This window comes from Kineococcus halophytocola (assembly GCF_041276425.1).
GTDB lineage: Bacteria > Actinomycetota > Actinomycetes > Actinomycetales > Kineococcaceae > Kineococcus > Kineococcus halophytocola.
This window is the reverse complement of the sequence record NZ_JBGFTU010000019.1, coordinates 48119-63278: the sequence shown is the minus strand read 5'-3', so window position 1 is coordinate 63278 and position 15160 is coordinate 48119. Positions and strand designations below refer to the sequence as shown.

Below are 15160 nucleotides of genomic sequence, written 5' to 3'. Positions count from 1 at the left end.
TAGCCTTGACGAGGTGACCATCGAGGTGAACCCCGCCGACCCGCTGACCCGGCTCGGCTGGGACGAGGACTGGGCCCGGCGCTGGGCGACGTTCCAGGCGTCGTCGCACGCGCACGGGATCACCCGCTTCGGCGAGCAGGACCCTCCCCACCTCCTGCCGGCCCGCGTGGTCCGGGTGCACCGCGGGGCCTGCGACGTGCAGACCCCGCTGGGCCCGCAGCGGGTGCAGGTCCCGCCGGGCGGTCTCGTGCCCGAACCCGCGACGGGCGACTGGGTCGCCCTCCGCCTCGACGCCCCGGACGGGGCCGCACCGGTCGCGGTCCTGCCCCGCCGGACCGTCCTGGCCCGGGCCTCGGTCACGGGACGTTCTGCCGAGCACGTGCTGGCGGCGAACGTCGACACCGTGGTGGTGGCGATCGGCGCGGAGTCGCGGACGACGAACGGACGGGTCGAACGGTTCCTCGCCCTGGCGTGGAACTCCGGAGCACATCCCGTGGTCGCCCTGACGAAGAGCGACCTCGCGCCCGCCCACGACCTCGAACGCATCGTCGAACGGGTGCGGGCCGACGCCGTCGGGGTCGAGGTCATCGCGGTCCGGCACGACGACCCCGCCGGTGTCGGGGAACTGCGAGACCGCCTGCGCGGCACCGTGGTTCTGCTCGGGTCGTCCGGTGCGGGGAAGTCGACCCTGGCCAACCTCCTGCTCGGGGAGGAGCGGTTCGCCGTCGGCGCGGTCCGGTCCGTGGACGGCAAGGGCCGGCACACGACGGTGACGCGGGAACTCGTCCCGGTGCCCGGTGGGGGCGAACCCCTCGTCCTCCTCGACACCCCGGGACTGCGCAGCCTGGGCGTGGCCGACCTCGGCGGCGCCCTGGACCGGACGTTCGCCGACGTCGAGGACATCGCGGTGGACTGCCGGTTCTCCGACTGCTCGCACACCTCCGAACCCGGGTGCGCGGTCCTCGCCGCGATCGACGCGGGCGTGTTCGACCGGCGCCGGCTGGAGAACCTGCGCAAGCTCGAACGGGAGCAGGCGTGGTTCGCCCGCCGGACCGACGCGCGCCTGGCCGCCGACCGGCGCCGGGAGTGGAAGCGGATTGCCACGGCGAACCGCGACCGCTACCGCTGAACCGCCCCGGCCCCGGCCGACCCCGGGGGTGTCAGGCGAAGGCGGGACGGATGACGGCGCTCGCCAGCGCGACGCGGTCGGGGAAGGGCAGGAAGGACCCGGACAGGGCGGTGATCGTCGCCCGCTCGACGTCGGCGAGGTTCCAGCCGGCCTCCTCGACGAGCAGGGCGAACTCGCGCGACAGCGACGTGCCCGACATCAGCCGGTTGTCGGTGTTCACGCTGATGGAGAACCCCAGGTCCTTCAGCAGCGTGATCGGGTGCTCGGCCACGCTGGTCGCGGCGCCCGTCTGCACGTTGCTCGACGGGCACAGTTCCAGGACGATCCCGCGGTCGCGCACCCAGGTGGCCAGCCGACCCAGCGTGGCGTTCGGCAGCCCGTGCTCGTCGTGCCCCTCGTGCACGCTGACGTCCTCGACGATCCGCACGCCGTGACCGATGCGCTCGGCGCCGCAGGGGTGCAGCGCGTCGGCGATGCTCGGCAGCCCGAACGCCTCCCCGGCGTGGATCGTCACCGGGAAGTTCTCGGCGTGCAGGCGGTCGAACGCGGCGAGGTGGTCCGAGGGCGCGAACCCGATCTCGGCGCCGGCGATGTCGAACCCGACGACCCCGGCGTCGCGGTGGCGCAGCGCGAGTTCGGCGATCTCCAGGCCGCGGTCGGCGTGCCGCATCGCGGTGACGAGGGTGCCGACGCGGATGGGCGTGCCGGCCGCAGCGGCCTGCTGCTCCCCGCGGCGCATCCCCTCCTCCACGGCCTCGACGACCTCGTCCAGGGACAGCCCGCCCTGCAGGTGCTGCTCGGGGGCGTAGCGCAGCTCCCCGTACACGACGCCGTCGGCGGCGAGGTCCAGGACGGCCTCGGTGGCGACGCGGGCCAGCGACTCGGCGTCCTGCATGACGGCGATGGTGTGGTCGAACGTCTCCAGGTAGCGCACGAGCGTGCCGGAGTCGGCGGCGTCGCGGAACCACGCGCGCAGCTCCTCGGGGTCGCTCGTCGGCAGCCGGTGACCGTTCGCGGACGCGATCTCGACGATGGTCGCCGGGCGCAGGCCGCCGTCGAGGTGGTCGTGCAGCGACACCTTCGGGAGGGCGCGCACGCGCTCCAGCGTGGTCTGCGGGGTGGTGGGGGTCGTCTCGCTCACGGCTCCGATCCTGCCAGTTCCGGGGCGCCCCGCTCCCCCGCCGCGGGTCGGCCGGCGGCGCGCAGCTCGATGCGCTGACCGGCCGCCGTCGCGCCCAGCAGCAGGACGGCCCCGAGCACCCCGGTGAGCCCGAGGACGTCACCGGCGAGGGCGAGGCCGAACAGCACCGCCCACAGCGGTTCGGTGCCCAGCAGCAGGCTCGCCCGCGCCGCCGAGGTCCGGCGCACCGCCCAGGACTGCGCGAGGAAGGCGAAGACGCTGCACCCCAGGGCCAGGTACGCGATGCCCGCCCACTGCGCGGGGCTCGCCGACGTCGCGAAACCCGCCGTGGCGCCGGGGGCGAGCGCCAGCCCCGCGACCGCGCCGACGACGGTCTGGACGAGGGTCAGCCCGCGCAGGTCCAGCGGCACCCGCCGGGTGACCCGCCCGATCGCCGTGACGTGGCAGGCCCGCACCACGGCCGCGGCCAGCACGAGCAGGTCACCGGCCGTGGGGGTGCGCCACCCGCCCCCGCCGACGAGCAGCGCCACACCCACGACGGCGACGAGGGCCGCGGCGAAGAACGACGGCGGCAGCCACGAGCGGGTCCACAGGCCCTCGACGGCCGGGGTGAGCAGGACGGTCGTGGAGATGAGCAGGCCGGCGTTGGTCGCGCTCGTGCCCGCCACGCCGAACGTCTCCAGCAGCAGGACGGCCGCCTGGGAGCACCCCAGGACCAGGCCCCAGCCCAGCTCGTGCCGGCCGAGGCGGGCCCGGGTGAGGACGACGACGACCGCGAGCGCCACCGCCGCCCCGGTGTAGCGCAGCGTGAGGACCGGCAGGACCGCCTCCGTGCCCGGCCCGCTGTCGAGCAGCACCTTGACCGCGAGGTAGCTGCTGCCCCACACCACCGCCACGCCCAGCAGCAGGGCGTCCACCCGTCGATCGCGCACCCCACCAGCGTCAGCGAGTGCAACAGTTCAGTCCAGCGCGACTTCTTGAACCCGGGCATTAGCATCGCTTCATGGACGAGCGGCAGTTGCGGGTGCTGCGCGAGCTCGCCGAGCGGGGCAGCCTGGCCGCCGTCGCCCGGGCCCTGCACGTCACCCCGTCCGCGGTGTCGCAGCAACTGGCGGCGCTGCAACGGTCCTTCGCGGTCCCCCTGACGCAGAAGCGGGGCCGCCGCCTCGCCCTGACCCTCGCCGGCGAAGCCCTGGCGAGCGCCGCGGTGGACGTCGCGGCCGCCATGGACGCCGCCCGCCGAGCCGTCGGCGACCACCTCGACTCGGCGCGGACCCCCGTGTCCGTCTGCGCCTTCCACTCCGCCGCGCTGGCCTGGTTCGGCCCGCTGCTCACCGCCCTGGACGGCACCCCGCCGCTGCGCTGCACCGACGAGGACGTGGCCCAGGACGCCTTCCCGGCCCTCGTCGCCGACCACGACGTGGTCGTGGCCCACCGGCCCGAGGCCTCCCCGGCCTGGCCGGCCCGCCGGGTGCGGGTCGTGCCGCTGCTGCTCGAACCGCTCCACGTGGCGCTGGCGGCCGAGCACCCCCTGGCCGGGCGGGAGGAGCTGCGGGTCGCCGACGTCGCCGCCGAGCGCTGGGTCTCCGTGCACGAGGGGTTCCCGCTGGCCGGTCTCCTGGACGTGGTGGCGGTCGCCGCGCGCCGCCCGCTGGACGTCGTCCACCGCATCAACGAGGTCTTCGTCGCGACGTCCGTCGTCGCCGCCGGTGACGCGGTCGCGCTCGTGCCGGCGCGCACGAGCCGCCCCGGGCCGGACGTGGTGCTGCGTCCGCTGGCCGACGTGCGGGTGAACCGGCGCGTGGACGCGCTGCTGCGCCCGGAGGCCCTGGCCCGGCGCGGCGTGCGGACCGTCCTGGACGCCCTGCGCGACGTCGCACGCACCCCCGGGGGTTGAGCTGCAGCGCGTTGCAGGTCCTAGCGTGAACTCGTGACCCAGAGCACCGACCGGGCCGCCGCCGCGCGCCCCACCCCGACGCCCACCCCGACGCCCACCCGCGAGGGGATCCTCTCCCCCCGGTACCTGGTGACGACGCTGGGGACGACGGCGCTGGTGTTCCTCTCGGCGTTCGAGAGCCTGGCCGTCACGACCGTGATGCCCCTCGTGGTCGACGACCTCGGCGGCCGCAGCGCCTACGCGACGGCCTTCGCCGCGACCCTGGCCGCCAGCGTCGTCGGCATGGTCGCCGCGGGGGCCTGGTCGGACCGGCGCGGGCCCGCCCGCCCGCTGCTCGCCGCGGTCGTGGTGTTCTGCCTGGGCCTGCTCGCCGCGGCCCTGGCGCCGAGCATGCCGGTCTTCGTGGCGGGCCGCTTCCTGCAGGGCCTGGGCTCGGGCGGGATCAGCGTCACCCTCTACGTCCTCGTCGCCCTGGCCTTCCCCCCGGCCCTGCGCCCGGCCGTGTTCGGCGCCTTCGCCGCCGCCTGGGTCCTGCCCTCGATCGTCGGGCCCGCCGCCGCCGCGTCGGTCGCGACGGCCTGGGGCTGGCACTGGGTGTTCTCCGGGGTCCTGGTGCTCGTGCTCCTGGCCGCGGGGGCGGTGCTGCCCACGCTGCTGCGCGTGCGGGCCCCCGTCACCTCCCCGGCCCCGTTCCCGCGCGGGCGGTTCCTCGCCGCAGCGGGCACGTCGCTGGCCGTCGTGGCCCTCAGCTCGGCCGGCAGCCTGGGCGGTGGGGGGCCGTGGCGGTGGCTCGCGGCGGGCGCCGCCCTGGTCGTCCTCGTCGTGGCGGTCCGTCCGCTGCTGCCCGCCGGCACGCTCACCGGGCGGCCCGGTCTGCCCGCGGTCGTCCTGCTGCGGGGCCTGCTCGCCGCCACGTTCTTCAGCGCCGAGGTGCACCTGCCGCGGATGCTCTTCGAGCGGTTCGACGTCCCGCTGCGCCTGGCCGGGGTCGTGCTGACCGCGGCGGCCGTGGCGTGGGCGTCGGCCTCGGCCGTGCAGGGCCGGCTGGGCCCGCGGCTGCCGCACGAGCGGGCCGTGCGGATCGGCACGGCCCTGCTGCTGCTGGGCGTGGCCGCGCAGGCGGGCGTCGCCGTCCTGGACCCCGGCGCCGTGGCCGCCGCGGTGGGCTGCGCGCTCGGCTGGTTCGCCGCGGGCGCGGGCATGGGGCTGGGGTTCCCCCGCACGACGGTCCTCGTCCTGGAGCGGTCCACGCCCGGCCAGGAGGGGTCGGGATCCTCGGCGCTGACCGTCGCCGACGCGGTCGCCGGCGGGACCGCGATGGCCCTGACCGGGCTGGCGTTCACGGCCCTGGCCACCGTCTCGGGTCGGGCCGCCTTCGCCGGGACCCTGCCGCTGTGCGCGGCGCTGGCCGTCCTGGCCGTCCTCGCCGCCCGGCGGGTCGCACCACCGGCGCCCTGACCGTTCCCCGGCTCGGGCCAGCGGGCGGGTCCCGCGGCCCCGGTAGCGTGCGCGGGTGCGCGCGAGAACCGGGGGCCTGCTGGCCGGGGCGGTCCTGTCCGAGGTCACCGCGACCCTGGCCCTGCGGGCCGCGACCGGCGTGACCCTCACCGCCCTGGCGGGGGCTGTCCTGTTCGCCGAACCCCTCACCCCCGTCACGGGCGCGGGGATCGCGCTCATCGTCGGTGGGGTGCTCCTCGTGGAACTGGGGGCGCGCCACCCCGGGGAGGACGCGTGAGCTGGCTGTTCCTGGCCGGCGCGGTGCTGTTCGAGGTCGCCGCGACCGCCGTGCTGCGGATGTCGGACGGTGGTCGCCGGCGTCGTTGGCTGCCGGTCGTGGCGGCCGGGTACCTCGTCTCGTTCGGGTTCCTGTCCCTCGCGCTGCGGGCGGGGATGGCCGTCGGCGTGGCGTACGGGGTGTGGTCCGCGGTCGGGATCGCCCTGACCGCGCTGGTGGCGCGCGCGGTGTTCGGCGACCCGCTGACGCGCACCACGGTCCTGGGGCTGGCCCTCATCGCCGCCGGGGTGCTCCTGGTGGAACTGGGCGCGCGCTGACCCGCGGGGTTCTGCCCGGAGGAGAACCCGCGACCGATCTTCCGGCCACCGGAACACCGGGTTCCCGGACCGTCTGTCCGGGGGAAACTCGGTGCGCCGGAAGAGTGGTCAAGATCATTTCTCGTCACGTACCGTGAACTCGTCCTGGCAGGATCCCGTCATCCCACCCCACTCGGAGGAGACGACATGCCCCGCGCGAGCACCGTCCTGGAGACGACGTCCCGGTTGTCCGGTGACGACCTCGAACAGGCCTGGAAGGTCTACGAACTCGCGTTCGCGGGACTGGCCCGGCGGGCCGTGCAGCAGCACCTCATGACCCGCGAGGAGTTCGACGAGGTCTGCGCCGACGAGCGGGTGGTCAAGTACGTCGTGCGGGACGCCGACCTCGGCGTCCTCTGCGGTTTCGCGACGTTCTCCAACGACCTGTCCACCGTGTACCAGTTGTCCGAGGACTACTACGCCCACCGCTGGCCCCGGCAGTTCGCCGAGGGAACCATCTGGTACATCGGCTGCGTCGGGGTGCACCCCGCCTACCGCAGCAGCGGCGTGTTCGTGACCCTCGTGGAGGCCATGTGCCGGGTCGTGCACGACCAGCGCGGCGTGGCCAGCCTGGACATCTGCCGCTACAACGACGAGCAGCTGGCCCTGCCCCGGCTCATCGGCCGGATCGTGAACTCCTTCGGCCACGAGACGACCGGGGAACGGCTCGACGAGCAGACGTACTGGGCCTACGACTTCGCGTCGGCCTGAACCTCGCGCCGGTGGTTCCGCGCCCCGGCGTCCCGCAGGTACCGGGCGGCCTCCCCCGCGGACTGGGCCCGGTGCCACAACCACCCCTGCCCGTGCCCGACGCCCAGACCGGCCAGCACCGCGCGCTGCTCCTCGGTCTCCACGCCCTCGGCGGTCACCGCCAGCCCCAGCGCCTCGCTGACCGCCACGACCGCCCGCACGACGGCCGCGTCGGTGCCGTCGCGACCCAGCCCCGAGACGAAGCTGCGGTCGACCTTCACCCGGGTCACGGGGAAGCTGCGCAGGTAGCTCAGCGCGGAGTACCCGGTCCCGAAGTCGTCCACGGCCAGCCCCACCCCCAGGCGGCGCAACCGGTCCAGCAGGTCCAGGGTACGGTCGTCCTCCTCCAGCATCGAGGACTCGGTGATCTCCAGCAGCAGCGCGTCCCCGCCCCGGCCGTGCGCGGCCAGCGCCTCGCGCACGGTGTCGGGGAAACCGGGGTCGAGCAGCTGGCGCGGGGAGACGTTGACCGAGACGAGGAAGTCGTCCCCGACGACCCCGTCGCGCCGCCAGGACGCGAGGTCGGCCAGCGCCGTCTGCAGGACCCACCGCCCGACCTCCACCACCAGGCCGGTCTCCTCCAGGACGGGCACGAACACGGCCGGGGAGATCGGCCCGTGCAGCGGGTGGTCCCAGCGCAGCAGCGCCTCCACCCCGCGGGGGACACCCGTGGCCAGCGAGACGATGGCCTGGTAGTGCACCTCCAGGGACCGTTCCGCGACGGCGCAGCGCAGGTCCAGCTCGAACTCCACGTCGTCCCCGATGGCCCGCCGCAGCGCGTCGTCCCACAGCACGTGCCGGTTGCGGCCCTGCGACTTCGCCCGGTACATCGCCAGGTCCGCCTCGCGCAGCGCCACGGCCAGGGACACACCGACGGCGGCGATGCCCACCGAGGCCGAGACGACGACCTCACCCACCGGCAACCGCACCGGTCGGCGCAGCGCCTCCAGCAGGTCCGTGGCGCACCGCACGGCGCTCGCGGCCGGGCCGGGGACGGCCAGGACGAACTCGTCACCGGCCAGCCGGGCCGTCACCGCCTCCCCGGGGGCCGCCGAGCGCAACCGGGAGGCCACCTCGCGCAGCAGCAGGTCGCCGGCGACGTGCCCGTGGGTGTCGTTGACGCGCTTGAAGCCGTCGAGGTCGACGAAGAGCACGTAGCGGCCGGCGGCGCCGTCGTGATCGCCGTCGGGGCCCGGGGTCCGCGCCGCCGGCAGGGCCTGGACCCGCCGCTCGAACTCGTCGCGTCCGGGCAGGTCGGTGAGGGCGTCGTGGGTGGCGCGGTGCTCCAGCACGGCCTTGGCGGCGGCGTGCCCGTTGACGGCGGCCACGGCCCGGGCCAGGACGAGACCGATCATCACGCACAGCAGCGTGAACGCGGCGGCCTGCCCCACGAGCCCCTGGTCGGTGCGCACGCTCGCCAGGTAGGCGGCCCCCAGCAGCGACACGCACAGCACGACGAGCCGCGGGGCCGACCACGCGTCGAACGTCGGGGCGGGCGGTGCGGGGGCCTCCCCCGGCCGCGGCAGGCGCAGGACGGTGACGACCAGCAGGAAGTAGGCCAGGAGGAAGGGGGCGTCGAAGGCGGTGGGCGCGACGTAGTGCCCCTGCCGCCCCAGGACGGCGTACCCGACGTCCCCGGCGAGCAGGCACGCGACGGCCCCGCACAACCAGCGGTGCGCCACGACCCCCGGGGCGCTCATGATGAGGTCGAGGGCCAGGACCACCAGGACGACGTCGAACAGCGGGTAGAGCCCGGCCAGGACCGAGCCGAGGACCGTGCGCCCGGGCAGGTCCAGCACCGGCAGCACGAGGAACTGCACCGCGGCGGCGGCACCGGCCAGGCTCGCGACGAGGACGTCGAAGACCACCTCGCGGCGCAACCCCCCGAGCGCGCGGGCCATCCGCGCCAGGGCCACGACCAGCAGCACGTACCCGACGAGGGAGAAGGGGTCCGGGGCGAAGGCGGCCAGGCCGGGACGGCCGTCGGCCCACGGCCGCAGCGCCGAGCCCAGGAGGAACAGCCCCGCGCACACCGGCACGAACGACCAGCTCCACGCCGGTCCGGGCCGGCGGCGACGGACGGCGGCCGCCGCGACGACGACCGCGGCGACCCCGAGCACACCAACCCCCGCCGACCGCACGGCGTCCGGCAGCGGCAGGAGGTAGACGACGACCAGGACGACGGCGGCCAGGACCTCGGCGTGCCACCGGCGCAGGCGGCGCGGCGCGGACACCTCTGGCTGGACCACGTGGACTCCTCTCACCCCCCTGGTCATCGGTTCCCGCCGGCCGCTCCTTGATCACGGAGGGTCCGTCCCGGGGGGACCCTGCACGCCCCGCCCGGCTCCCAGGGTGACGGAGGAACGTCAGGCCGTCACGCGCTGATGCACCAGGGGCCGCGCGGCGGGCGGTTCGGCGCTCACGGGGAACCCGCCGTCGAGCGCCTGCAGCGCCCACTCGAAGCGCTCGGGGGTGTCGGTGTGCAGCGTCATCACCGGCTGGCCCGCGCGGACGGCGTCCCCGCGCACCGCGTGCAGCTCCACGCCCGCCCCGGCCTGCACGGCCTCCTCGCGCCGGGACCGGCCCGCGCCGAGCCGCCACGCGGCGACCCCCACGGCCATCGCGTCGACGTCGAGGAACCCGTCGGCGGGGGCGAGCACCTCGTGGGTGTGCCGGGCCACCGGCAGCGGGGCGTCCGGGTCCCCGCCCTGGGCGGCGATCATCCGCCGCCAGGCGTCCATCGCCCGGCCGTCGGCGAGGGCGTCGGCCGGGTCGACGGCGTCCAGGCCCACCGCGGCGAGCATCTCCCGCGCCAGCACCAGCGTGATCTCGACGAGGTCGGCCGGACCGCCGCCGGCGAGGACCTCGACGGACTCGCGCACCTCCAGGGCGTTGCCCGCGGTGCGGCCCAGCGGGGTCGACATGTCGGTGACGACGGCGACCGTCCTCACGCCGGCGTCGGTGCCGAGGTCGACCATCGTCCGGGCCAGCTCGAGCGACTGCTCCAGCTCCGTCATGAACGCGCCCGACCCGGTCTTGACGTCGAGCACGAGCGCGCTGGTGCCCTCGGCGATCTTCTTGCTCATGATCGAGCTGGCGATGAGCGGGATGGCCTCGACCGTGCCGGTCACGTCGCGCAGCGCGTAGAGCTTCCGGTCGGCCGGGGCGAGGTCGCCGGTGGCGGCGCAGACGACGGCGCCGAGGTCGGTGAGCTGGGCGCGGATCTCCGGCAGCGTCAGCGACGCGCGCCAGCCCGGGATGGCCTCCAGCTTGTCGAGCGTGCCGCCGGTGTGACCGAGCCCGCGGCCGGACAGCTGCGGGACGGCCGCCCCGCAGGCCGCCACGAGCGGGGCCAGCGGCAGCGTCACCTTGTCCCCCACCCCGCCGGTGGAGTGCTTGTCGACGCTGGGCCGGGGCAGGTCGGTGAAGTCCAGCCGGGCGCCGGAGGCGATCATCGCGGCGGTCCAGCGCGAGACCTCCCGCCGCGTCATCCCGTTGAGCAGGACCGCCATCGCCAGCGACGACATCTGCTCCTCGGCGACCTCGCCGCGGGTGTAGGCGTCGATCACCCAGTCGATCTGCGCGTCCGAGAGCTCCCCCCGGTCGCGCTTGGTGCGGATGACGTCGACGGCGGCGAACTGCTGGCTCACGGGACGGCCTCTCCAGGAGGTTTGCGGGCGGGGTCGGTCAGGTCGTGCGGCCCGAACGCGTCGGGCAGCACCTGGGTCATGGGCACGACGCCGCGCGGGGAGTCCACCAGCAGGTCCGGTCCGCCGAACTCGAACAGGAGCTGGCGGCAGCGCCCGCACGGCATGAGGACGTTCCCGGCCGCGTCGACGCAGGCGAACGCGACCAGCCGCCCGCCGCCGCTCATCTGCAACTGCCCGACGAGGGTGCACTCGGCGCACAGCGTGACGCCGTAGGAGGCGTTCTCGACGTTCGCGCCGGCGACCAGGCGACCGTCGTCGACGAGCGCGGCCGCCCCGACGGGGAAGGTGGAGTACGGCGCGTAGGAGTGGGTCAGCGCGGCCCGGGCGGCGGCGCGCAGCCCCGCCCAGTCGACGTCGGGTCCGTCCGTCACGGGTACGCCTCCCCGCTCGCGGCCGGCGGCCGGACGCGGCCGACGAAACCGGCCACCGCCAGGATCGTCGCCAGGTAGGGCAGCATCGCCAGGAAGCTGGAGGGGACCGCGGCCGGGCCCTGCAGGATGCCGACGAGCGTCTGCAGCGCCGCGAAGAACCCGAACAGCAGCGAGGCCCCGACGGCCCCGCGCGGGCTCCACCGCCCGAAGATGACGGCGGCCAGCGCGATGAACCCCTTGCCCGCCGACATGTTCTCGGTGAACGGCCCGATGGTGCCGATCGACAGGTACGCCCCGGCCAGCCCGGCGATCCCCCCGGCGACGACGACGTTGACGTACCGGACGCGCAGCACGTCGATGCCGACGGTCGCCGCCGCCTTGGGGTGCTCGCCCACGGCCCGCGTGCGCAGACCCCACTTCGTGCGGAACAGGACGACCTGCAGGACGACGATCACCACGTACATGACGTAGACGAGGACGTTCGCCTGGAACAGCAGCGGGCCGACGACGGGGATGTCGGCGAGCACGGGGATCCGGATCGGCGAGAGCACGCCGGGCGAGTTGTACCGCTGGGTGTCGGTCTGCATGAGCGCCTTGTACGCCCATCCCGTGAAGCCGAGGGCCGCGGCGTTCAGGACGACCCCCAGGATCACCTGGTTCACCCGGTAGCGGATCGCGAACACCGCCAGCAGCCACCCGACGACGGCTCCGGCCAGGACCGCGCCGACGACCCCGGCCCCGAGGGTGCCGGCCATCGACCCCACGAGCGCACCGGCGAAGGCGCCGGTGAGCATCTGCCCCTCGATGGCGACGTTGACGACGCCGCTGCGCTCGCCGAGCACCCCGGCGAGGGCGCCGAGGATCAGCGGGGTCGCCAGGAACACCGTCTGCTGCAGCAGCCGGACCAGGTCCATCGACTGCGCGTCCGCCCCGCTCATGACCCAGCACAGGAACGCCAGGACGAAGCAGGCCAGGGTCACGGCGATGACGACCGGGCTGCGCCGGGCGCGGAACCCGCGGGCCATCTGGAACACCCCGAGCAGCACGACCACCACGCCGAGCACGACGGGGGTGACCGTGCCGGGCAGGGTCAGGTCCGGCAGCGTGACCGAGGACCCGCCGCCGAAGCGGAACGTGGCGTCGGAGGCGCCGGAGCCCAGGCCCCAGCCCAGGACGGTGACCAGACCGACGACGACGAGCAGGGCACCGGTCACGACCCGCTTGCGCAGGCCGACGGGTCGCTCCACGCGCGCGGGGTCGACGACGGCCGCGGGGACCTGGGCGTTGGCCGACCCGCTCACCGGGACCACCCTCCCGACAACTCCGCACCGACGGCGGGACCGCCGGCGCGCAACCGGAACACGGCCCGCACGAGCGCGGGAGCCGCGATGAACAGGACGACGAGGGCCTGCAGCACCCCGACGAGGTCGACGGGGACACCCGTCACGGACTGCATCTGCACCGCGCCCGCGCGCAGGCCGCCGAAGAGCAGCCCGGCCGCGATGACGCCGTAGGGGTTGTTGCGCCCGAGCAGGGCGACGGTGATGGCGTCGAACCCGATGTTCCCCGCGACGCTGCCGGTCACGCTGCCGGTGACGCCGAGGACCTGGGTGGCCCCGGCCAGACCGGCCAGACCGCCGGCGAGGGCCATCGAGACGACCTGCAACCGGCCCACGCCCATCCCGGCGGTGCGGGCCGCGTCGGGGTTGGCGCCCACGGCGCGCAGCCGGAACCCGAGGCGGGACCGCTCGAACAGCCACCAGACCGCGACGGCGGCCAGGACCGCCAGGACCAGGCCGAGGTTCACCCGCAGCGAGGACCCGAGCAGCTTGGGCAGGACGGCGGAACCGTCGACCTGCTCGGAGATGGCCTGCGTGTAGGGGGCGCGCTGGAAACCGCGCACGCTCAGCAGGAAGGTCAGCAGGTTGATCGCGACGTAGTTCAGCATGATCGTCGTGATGACCTCGTGGGCCCCGGTGCGGGCCTTCAGCAGGCCGACGACCCCGCCCCACACGACCCCGCCGGCGACCCCGGCCACCAGCGCGGCGAGCAGGTGCAGCACGACGGGCAGGTCGATCGCGAAACCCACCCAGGCGGCCGCGATCGCGCCGACGATGATCTGCCCCTGGGCGCCGATGTTGAACAACCCGACCCGGAACGACAGCGCGACGGCGAGCCCGGCGAGGATGAGCGGCGTGGCGTTGACGAGCGTCTCCGAGATCGGCCGCAGCGCGGCGGTCCCGGTGAAGTTCGGGTTGTAGACGGCCCCCTGCAGCAGCGCCAGGTAGGCGTCGCGCACGGAGTACCAGACGTTGAGCAGGAAGTCCTGCGGGTAGGAGAAGAAGTACCCAGCGCTCTGCCGGGACGGCTGGTCGCCGATGACGATGAGCACCGCGCCGACGAGCAGCGCGCCCACGACGGCGAACACCGTCACCAGCCAGCTGCCGCCCCAGTAGAGGCGGCGGCGCCGCGGCGCGGCCTCCTGGCGGTCCTTCTCCAGCGAGGGGGAACTCACGCGTCGTCCTTCCCGGGGGTGGCGCCCGCCATGAGCAGGCCGAGTTCTTCCTGCGTCGCGTCCGGGCCGACCTCACCGGCGATCCGGCCGCGGTACATCACGACGATGCGGTCGGCCAGCGCCCGCACCTCGTCGAGCTCGGTGGACACCAGCAGCACGGCCGCACCGCGGTCGCGTTCGGCCACGATCCGCTGGTGCACGAACTCCTGGCTGCCGACGTCGACACCGCGGGTGGGCTGGGCGACGACGAGCAGGTCGAGCGAGCGCGTCATCTCCCGGGCCAGCACGACCTTCTGCTGGTTGCCGCCCGACAGCGTCGAGGCGGCCGCCTGCGCGGAGGGGGTGCGGATGTCGAACTCGGCGATGCGCTCGGCGGCGTTGCGCCGCACGGCCTCCCGGTTGACCGACGGGCCGCTGGCGAAGGCGGGTGAGTCCACGAGGTCGAGCACGAGGTTCTCGGCGATGCTGAACGACCCCACGAGGCCGTCGTGCAGCCGGTCCTCGGGGACGTACCCGACCCCGAGGGCCAGCACCTCGGCGATGGGCCGTCCCGTGACGTCGGTGCCGGAGACCGTCACGGTGCCGGCGTCGACGGGTTGCAGGCCGACGATGCTGCGGGTGAGCTCGGTCTGGCCGTTGCCGTCGACCCCGGCGACGGCCAGGACCTCGCCGGCCCGCACCTGCAGGTCGACGTCGTCCAGCAGGACGGCACCGGAGGGGTCCACGACCCGCACGCCGGCCATCTGCAGGACGGCTGCACCGGGTTCGGCGTCCGCCTTCTCCACCCGCAACCGGACGTCGCGCCCGACCATGAGGGCGGCCAGCTCCTCGGGCGAGGCCTGCGGGGAGGCCTCCCCCACGACCTTGCCGCGACGGATGACGGTGATGCGGTCGGCGACGGCCTTGACCTCGCGCAGCTTGTGGGTGATGAAGACGATCGACGTCCCGGCGTCGGCCAGTTCGCGCATGACGCGCATGAGGTCGTCGGTCTCGGCGGGGGTGAGCACCGCCGTCGGCTCGTCCAGGACGAGGACCCTGGCGTCGCGCAGCAGCGCCTTGACGATCTCCACGCGCTGCTGGACGCCGACGGCGAGGTCGGCGACGAGGGTGTCGGCCGGGATGGCCAGGCCGAACCGCTGCGACGTCTCCTCCACGCGCTGCCGGGCCCGGCGACGGTCCAGGAACCCGCCGCCGGAGGTGAGTTCGGCCCCCAGGACGATGTTCTCGGTGGCGGTGAACGTCGGGACCAGCATGAAGTGCTGGTGCACCATGCCGATCCCGGCGGCCATCGCGTCCCCCGGGGAGGAGAACTCCACGGGTTCACCGTCGACGAGGATCTGCCCCTCGTCGGGGGTGTACAGGCCGTAGAGCACGTTCATCAGCGTGCTCTTGCCGGCGCCGTTCTCGCCCAGGAGGGCGTGGATCTCGCCCTCGCGGACGACGAGGTCGATGGAGTCGTTGGCGACGAGGGGCCCGAAGCGCTTCGTGATGCCCTTGAGTTCCAGTTGCACCTGCGGGTCGTTCCCCTCGTCGCCGTCGTCCGTCGGTCCTGGGCT

General features: G+C 74.8%; 14 protein-coding genes. 6 read left to right on the top strand and 8 right to left on the bottom strand.

Annotation, left to right across the window (positions count from 1 at the left end; translation table 11 throughout):
• Positions 1-13: 13 nt before the first annotated feature.
• Entirely contained in the window at positions 14-1129 is a 1116-nt protein-coding gene (gene rsgA, locus AB2L27_RS15855; protein ID WP_370442458.1) for a ribosome small subunit-dependent GTPase A, read from the top strand.
• A gap of 31 nt (positions 1130-1160) precedes the next feature.
• On the opposite strand, the gene AB2L27_RS15850 is transcribed toward rsgA, so the two are convergent.
• Together AB2L27_RS15850 and AB2L27_RS15845 are read right to left on the bottom strand one after the other, a co-directional pair.
• A complete protein-coding gene (locus AB2L27_RS15850; RefSeq protein ID WP_370442457.1) occupies positions 1161-2270 on the bottom strand; it encodes an adenosine deaminase in 1110 nt (369 codons plus the stop codon).
• A complete protein-coding gene (locus AB2L27_RS15845; RefSeq protein ID WP_370442456.1) occupies positions 2267-3202 on the bottom strand; it encodes a DMT family transporter in 936 nt (311 codons plus the stop codon). Before AB2L27_RS15845 ends, AB2L27_RS15850 begins: the two co-directional genes overlap by 4 nt.
• Positions 3203-3273: 71 nt before the next feature.
• Here AB2L27_RS15845 and AB2L27_RS15840 point away from each other — a divergent pair, with 71 nt between their 5' ends.
• From AB2L27_RS15840 to AB2L27_RS15820, 5 genes are all read left to right on the top strand, one after another.
• Entirely contained in the window at positions 3274-4167 is an 894-nt protein-coding gene (locus AB2L27_RS15840; RefSeq protein WP_370442455.1) for a LysR family transcriptional regulator, read from the top strand.
• 33 nt (positions 4168-4200) lie between these two features.
• A complete protein-coding gene (locus tag AB2L27_RS15835) occupies positions 4201-5625 on the top strand; it encodes an MFS transporter (protein ID WP_370442454.1) in 1425 nt (474 codons plus the stop codon).
• 55 nt (positions 5626-5680) lie between these two features.
• Positions 5681-5902, top strand: a complete 222-nt coding sequence (locus tag AB2L27_RS15830) for a DMT family transporter (protein ID WP_370442453.1) — start codon at positions 5681-5683, stop codon at positions 5900-5902.
• Complete coding sequence (locus AB2L27_RS15825; protein ID WP_370442452.1) at positions 5899-6219, top strand: DMT family transporter; 321 nt, start codon at positions 5899-5901, stop codon at positions 6217-6219. The genes AB2L27_RS15830 and AB2L27_RS15825 overlap by 4 nt, the downstream gene beginning before the upstream one ends.
• A 186-nt stretch (positions 6220-6405) precedes the next feature.
• Positions 6406-6969, top strand: coding sequence for a GNAT family N-acetyltransferase (locus tag AB2L27_RS15820; RefSeq protein WP_370442451.1), 564 nt, complete (start codon positions 6406-6408; stop codon positions 6967-6969).
• Here the strand turns inward: AB2L27_RS15820 and AB2L27_RS15815 are convergent.
• The 6 genes from AB2L27_RS15815 to AB2L27_RS15790 all read right to left on the bottom strand — a co-directional run bounded on the left by AB2L27_RS15815 (position 6948) and on the right by AB2L27_RS15790 (position 15115).
• Positions 6948-9257, bottom strand: a complete 2310-nt coding sequence (locus AB2L27_RS15815) for a putative bifunctional diguanylate cyclase/phosphodiesterase (protein ID WP_370442450.1) — start codon at positions 9255-9257, stop codon at positions 6948-6950. The two genes, AB2L27_RS15820 and AB2L27_RS15815, sit on opposite strands and share 22 nt — an antisense overlap.
• 117 nt (positions 9258-9374) lie before the next feature.
• On the bottom strand, positions 9375-10658 hold the full coding sequence (locus AB2L27_RS15810; RefSeq protein WP_370442449.1) for a thymidine phosphorylase: 1284 nt from the start codon (positions 10656-10658) through the stop codon (positions 9375-9377).
• Positions 10655-11089 carry a cytidine deaminase gene (locus tag AB2L27_RS15805; RefSeq protein ID WP_370442448.1) on the bottom strand — a complete coding sequence of 145 codons (435 nt, stop codon included), beginning with the start codon at positions 11087-11089 and terminating at the stop codon, positions 10655-10657. The genes AB2L27_RS15810 and AB2L27_RS15805 overlap by 4 nt, the downstream gene beginning before the upstream one ends.
• On the bottom strand, positions 11086-12390 hold the full coding sequence (locus AB2L27_RS15800) for an ABC transporter permease (RefSeq protein ID WP_370442447.1): 1305 nt from the start codon (positions 12388-12390) through the stop codon (positions 11086-11088). The genes AB2L27_RS15805 and AB2L27_RS15800 overlap by 4 nt, the downstream gene beginning before the upstream one ends.
• Entirely contained in the window at positions 12387-13604 is a 1218-nt protein-coding gene (locus tag AB2L27_RS15795) for an ABC transporter permease (protein ID WP_370442446.1), read from the bottom strand. The genes AB2L27_RS15800 and AB2L27_RS15795 overlap by 4 nt, the downstream gene beginning before the upstream one ends.
• The gene (locus AB2L27_RS15790) at positions 13601-15115 is read right to left on the bottom strand and encodes an ABC transporter ATP-binding protein (protein WP_370442445.1); all 1515 of its coding nucleotides are present in this window, start codon (positions 15113-15115) and stop codon (positions 13601-13603) included. The genes AB2L27_RS15795 and AB2L27_RS15790 overlap by 4 nt, the downstream gene beginning before the upstream one ends.
• Between the last annotated feature and the right edge of the window lie 45 nt (positions 15116-15160).

What these genes read in the sequence shown, in the direction of transcription:
- AB2L27_RS15840 (WP_370442455.1), top strand. Translation starts at nt 3,274, where the DNA reads ATGGACGAGCGGCAGTTGCGGGTGCTGCGCGAGCTCGCCGAGCGGGGC.
- AB2L27_RS15820 (WP_370442451.1), top strand. Translation starts at nt 6,406, where the DNA reads ATGCCCCGCGCGAGCACCGTCCTGGAGACGACGTCCCGGTTGTCCGGT.